At 49.2% G+C, this 5284-nt stretch carries 5 protein-coding genes; 4 read left to right on the plus strand and 1 reads right to left on the minus strand.

Going from position 1 to position 5284, the window contains the following annotated elements:
* A partial coding sequence (locus tag ACQY6Q_RS15310; protein ID WP_427982685.1) for a bile acid:sodium symporter occupies positions 1–387 on the plus strand: 387 nt, incomplete at its 5' end.
* Positions 388–394: 7 nt separating this feature from the next.
* Here the strand turns inward: ACQY6Q_RS15310 and ACQY6Q_RS15315 are convergent.
* Positions 395–1384 carry a LacI family DNA-binding transcriptional regulator gene (locus tag ACQY6Q_RS15315; protein WP_427982687.1) on the minus strand — a complete coding sequence of 330 codons (990 nt, stop codon included), beginning with the start codon at positions 1382–1384 and terminating at the stop codon, positions 395–397.
* A gap of 340 nt (positions 1385–1724) precedes the next feature.
* Between ACQY6Q_RS15315 and ACQY6Q_RS15320 the strand changes: the two genes are divergently transcribed.
* The 3 genes from ACQY6Q_RS15320 to ACQY6Q_RS15330 all read left to right on the plus strand — a co-directional run.
* On the plus strand, positions 1725–2795 hold the full coding sequence (locus tag ACQY6Q_RS15320; protein ID WP_427982689.1) for a sugar phosphate isomerase/epimerase family protein: 1071 nt from the start codon (positions 1725–1727) through the stop codon (positions 2793–2795).
* Complete coding sequence (locus ACQY6Q_RS15325; RefSeq protein ID WP_427982691.1) at positions 2788–3951, plus strand: Gfo/Idh/MocA family protein; 1164 nt, start codon at positions 2788–2790, stop codon at positions 3949–3951. Before ACQY6Q_RS15320 ends, ACQY6Q_RS15325 begins: the two co-directional genes overlap by 8 nt.
* A partial coding sequence (locus ACQY6Q_RS15330; RefSeq protein WP_427982692.1) for a sugar ABC transporter ATP-binding protein occupies positions 3944–5284 on the plus strand: 1341 nt, incomplete at its 3' end. The genes ACQY6Q_RS15325 and ACQY6Q_RS15330, both read left to right, overlap by 8 nt.

The following is a 5284-nucleotide window of genomic DNA, read 5'->3' on the forward strand; positions in this document are numbered from 1 at the left end:
AGTTTGCTGGTGATTGCCGGAGTCTGGCTAACTTTGTCGGCTAGCCAAGGTGCGCTGCTGGCCTTAACTGCCAGTAGCTTACTGAGCATTAGCCTTGCTTGCCTCGCCTTACATATTGCTCTGCTAGTAGTGAGTTGGTACGCCAGTCAACTGTGTGCTTTGCCCAGAGCCAAGCGTTTAGCGGTACTGTTTACCGCCAGCCAAAAAACCATGCCAATTGCGGTGTCGGTAATCATTAGCATTAACAGTCAGCTTGGGGTAGCGGTGGTTACCTGCATCGTATTTCATTTACTACAAATGGTATTTGATTCACTGCTGGCTTCGCGAATTAATGCCCGCTGGCAGCAACAAAACCCTCGGCCACTAGCACCTTGGTCGGCGCAATAAATGCCGCTTATTTGCTAGGTGATACGCAGCTGCCGCGCACCAATAGTTGGGTAGGAATGATGGTGTCTTGATTAGCTTTGCCGCCCTGTAATACCTTAACCAAGGTATTAGCGGCGGTAATGCCTATTTCTTCTTGAGGCTGGCGCACCGTGGTTAAACCAGGATCGGTATATTCAGCAAATAACAAATCATCAAAACCAACAATCGACAACTGCTGCGGCACCTTAATACCCAGCTCGATTGCCGCCTTCATCGCACCTAAGGCCATCATATCGTTAAAACAAAATAGCGCAGTCATGTTGAAGTGCTGCTGCAAACGACGAAAAGCGCTATACCCAGAATGAAAACTAAAATCTCCATCTTCAAAGGCTTGCTCGTCCACTGCAATATTCATCTTTTGTAAGCTATCTTGATAGCCGGCTTTACGGTCGACACAAATCGGGTTTTCCATAGGGCCGGTGATACAGCCAATTTGACGATGGCCAATATCTAGTAGGTAATCCACTGCCCTGCTGGCCGAGCCGCGATTATCAATACGTACCGTAGGCACCGGAAAACCGGGAAAGTATTCACAGGCCATCACCAGCGGCAGCTCCGAACCTTGGCGCACCTCAGCAGGAAGTTCGGCAGTTAACGAGATAATCCCGTCGGCCTGTTTACTGCGCACTAAATCCATATAGGCCTTAGCTTGCTCCACGGTATGAATCGAGTCCCCCAACAATACCTTATAGGCATTTTTTAAGGCCACTCGCTGAATACCGCGCACGATGTTGGCAAAAAACATATTGGAAATATCCGGCACAATAACCACGATGGTTTTTGATTCACTACGGCGTAAATTACGCGCAATAACATTCGGAGAAAAGCCGCATTCGGCCACCGCTGCCTCTACCTTCAAACGGGTCTTTTCCGACACCTTTTCTGGGTTCATCATGGCTCGGGAAACCGTAGCTGTAGATACGCCCGCCATTTTGGCTACGTCTTTAATGGTCGGCATTGGCTTTCCTTATCAGTCCAACATTTTTTCTTAATACTCAATAAAATGTAACGGATTACATGAATTAATGTAAAGCGCTTTATCTTAATTCGCAGCTTCTAGTGAATTTCAAAACGCTTAAAAAATAAACTCCAACATTGCTCACATTTTTGCAACATTTGATAGATAAAAGAAAATTTTTTGTATAACTTTTATTCAAGTCGTAAAGAAAAACCATGCCTCGCGGTGATTAACCGCCACCAGCTTAAGTACAGCGCATGGTTTTTTTAGGCAACAAAATGTAATCGATTACATTTATAAACCTGAACAGTTTGAGCTACACGATGAAAAAGGATTGCAGATGAAAAACCTTAGAGGACCAGCATTGTTTCTAGCCCAATTTGCTAGTGATGAAGCACCATTTAATTCACTCGAATCCATTGCTGCTTGGGCGGCCAGTATCGGCTACCAAGGCATACAAATGCCCAGCTGGGATAAACGCCTATTTGACCTAGAACGCGCCGCCGAAGATCTTGATTATTGCCAGCAGATTTTGGCAACGCTAGCGCAGCATCAACTCACCCTAACCGAGCTATCAACCCATCTTCAGGGACAACTGGTAGCGGTTCACCCCGCCTACGACGAAATGTTTGACGGCTTTGCCCCTGAATCGCAAAGAGGTAATCCGGCTAAGCGTCAACAGTGGGCGGTAAATCAGCTGCTGCTTGCTGCTAAGGCTTCAAAAAACTTAGGTTTAAGCGCTCATGCCACCTTCTCTGGGGCGCTACTATGGCCTTACATGTATCCCTGGCCACAACGCCCACAAGGCTTGGTTGATACCGGCTTTGCCGAATTAGCTAAACGTTGGCTGCCCATTTTAGATGCCTTTGATGAGGCTGGAGTCGATCTGTGTTACGAGATCCATCCCGGTGAAGACCTCCACGATGGAGTGACTTTTGAGCGTTTCTTACAAGAAGTGAACATGCATCCTCGCTGTAACATCCTTTACGACCCCAGCCACTTTGTGCTGCAACAACTGGACTACTTAGCCTTCATTGACCGCTACCATTCGCGGATCAAGATGTTTCACGTTAAAGATGCCGAATTTAACCCTACCGCCCAACAAGGTGTTTATGGCGGCTATCAAAGCTGGACCGAGCGTGCCGGACGGTTTCGTTCACTGGGGGATGGCCAAGTCGACTTTGGCAGCGTGTTCTCTAAATTGGCTCAATATGACTTCTCTGGCTGGGCAGTTGTGGAATGGGAATGCTGTTTGAAACATCCCGAAGCGGGCGCCATTGAGGGCGTGGCTTTTGTCGAACAACACATCATCGAGGTCACCGACAAAGCCTTTGACGACTTTGCCGACAGCGCTATCGATCAAGCCGCCAACATGCGCATTTTAGGTTTATCAGGAGAACATCATGAATAAAATTAGATTGGGTATGGTGGGCGGCGGCAGTGGCGCCTTCATTGGTGCAGTGCATCGCATCGCCGCTCGTTTAGACAACCACTATCAACTGGTAGCGGGAGCCTTGAGTTCTCACCCCGACATCGCCGAGCAATCGGCCAAAGACCTAGGCATTGCCAGCGAGCGCAGCTATAGCAGCTATATAGACATGGCCGAAGCGGAAGCCGCTCGCGCAGACGGTATTGAAGCGGTCAGCATTGTTACGCCAAATCATCTGCATTTCCCGATTGCTAAGGCATTTTTAGCCGCTGGAATCCATGTGATTTGCGACAAACCCATGACTTGCTCGCTCAGTGAAGCACTGCAGCTTGAGCAACTCGCCCAACAAAGCGGCAAGTTATTTGTGCTCACCCATAACTACAGTGCCTACCCCATGGTGCGTCAGGCGCAGCAAATGGTCGCCGATGGTTTGCTGGGGAAATTACGGGTGATTCAAGTGGAATACGCTCAAGACTGGCTCACCAGTGCCGCCGAAAAAACTGGCAACAAACAAGCCGAGTGGCGTAGCGACCCTAAACGCTCTGGCCCAGCCGGTTGCTTGGGAGACATTGGCACCCATGCCTTTAACTTGGCTAGTTTTATTAGTGGTTTACAAGTGCAACAAGTGAGTGCCGAACTAAACACCTTTGTTGAAGGCCGAGCGCTGGATGACAATGTGCACGCCATGCTGCGCTTTGAGCAAGGCGTTCGCGGCATGTTATGGAGCTCGCAAGTGGCGCCGGGTAATGAAAACAGCCTACGCATTCGCATCTATGGTAGCGACGGCGGCCTTGAGTGGGCTCAAGAACACCCTAACCAACTGCTCTACAGCCCCTTTGCTCAGGCTAGTCGTATTCTCACTCGAGCCGGTTACGGCTATCAAGCCGCTGGCGAGCACTTAGTGCGCACACCTTCCGGCCACCCTGAAGGTTACCTAGAAGCGTTTAGCAATATCTATAGCGAAGCCGCCCAAGCAATTTTAGCGACCCGTGCCGGTGCGACCGCCGAGCAAGCCTTAGCCGGCAGTTTATTGCCGGGAGTCAGCGAAGGGGTGGATGGCCTCAAGTTTATCAATGCGGTGATTCAGTCTTCACAAAACAACGGTAAGTGGATTGCGATGGAGAGTGTCAATGAGTGAAGCGCAAGCCATTCTCAGTCTGGAAAACATCAGTAAAAGTTTTTCTGGTGTCACGGTATTACAGAATATTAGCGTGCAAATTCAAGCTGGCGAGGTGATGGGCATACTCGGAGAAAACGGCGCGGGTAAGTCCACCCTGCTGAAAATTATCTCGGGCATTTACCAGCGCAGCGCTGGCCAATTGAAAATCGCCGGGGAAGTCGCCGAAATCAATAGCCCGGCAGATGCTAAAAAGCTGGGCATTGCAATGATTCCTCAGGAATTTAACTTGATCGCCAGCCTCAGCGTATTTGAAAACATCTTTCTTGGCCAAGAGCTTCGCAGCGGCCCGCTATTGAATAAAAAAGCCATGCGCCTGCGCACTAAGCAGCTCTTGGAATTGCTAGAAACCCCACTCTCGGCTGACGCGCTAATCGAGCAGCTGAGCGTGGCAGAAAAGCAAATGGTGGAGATAGCCAAGGCCTTGGTCAACGATGCACAAATTCTGATTATGGACGAGCCCACTACCGTGCTCACCAGCCAAGAAGTAAAAGTACTGTTTAAGCTAATCGACAAACTGAAAAGCCAAGGTGTCACCATCTTATTCATCTCTCACAAGTTGAAGGAGGTAAAACAACTCTGTGATCGACTGATGATCCTGCGAGATGGCGAGTTGATTGCGGTGGATCAGGTGAGCCAAATCGACGAACAGGACATGGCCAGAAAAATGGTGGGGCGCGAGCTCAATCAAGTGTTCCCCAACCGCTCTAAGGTACAGGACAAGGTAGCCTTAAAAGTCGAAGGCCTTAGTGTCAAAAACCTGTTAAATGATATTAGCTTTGAAGTGCGCCAAGGTGAGGCATTAGGTTTTGGCGGACTAGTGGGCAGCGGCAGAACCGAAACCGCCGAGGCGATTATGGGACTGCGCCGTCGCCAACATGGTCACATTTACGTGCAGCAACAGCTGGTTAGTATTCGCAACATTAAAGATGCGGTAAAACACGGCTTGGCCTACCTCAGTGAAGACCGCCAAGGCTGCGGCTTAACCATGAACTTTACTATACCGGAAAATATCAGCCTGATTTCCTTAAGCAACTACAGCAAGGGGCTGATCAACCACCAGCAAACTCGCGAAAAAGCCCAGCATTACGTGCGCCAATTCGACATTAAAGCAGCCTCCTTAGATACCGAGCTGATGTATTTAAGTGGCGGTAATCAACAAAAAGTTTACCTGTCGAAATGGATGGATACTCAGCCACAGATCTTGGTCTTAGACGAGCCCACCCGCGGAGTGGATGTGAATACCAAGAAGGAAATTTACCACTTTGTGCAAAGTATGACCGAGCAAGGTTTA

It is taken from the genome of Agarivorans sp., assembly GCF_050295395.1.
Classification (GTDB): Bacteria; Pseudomonadota; Gammaproteobacteria; order Enterobacterales; family Celerinatantimonadaceae; genus Agarivorans.

Coding starts and splice junctions, on each gene's coding strand:
- ACQY6Q_RS15315 (WP_427982687.1), bottom strand. CDS start 1,384: ATGCCGACCATTAAAGACGTAGCCAAAATGGCGGGCGTATCTACAGCT.
- ACQY6Q_RS15320 (WP_427982689.1), top strand. CDS start 1,725: ATGAAAAACCTTAGAGGACCAGCATTGTTTCTAGCCCAATTTGCTAGT.
- ACQY6Q_RS15325 (WP_427982691.1), top strand. CDS start 2,788: ATGAATAAAATTAGATTGGGTATGGTGGGCGGCGGCAGTGGCGCCTTC.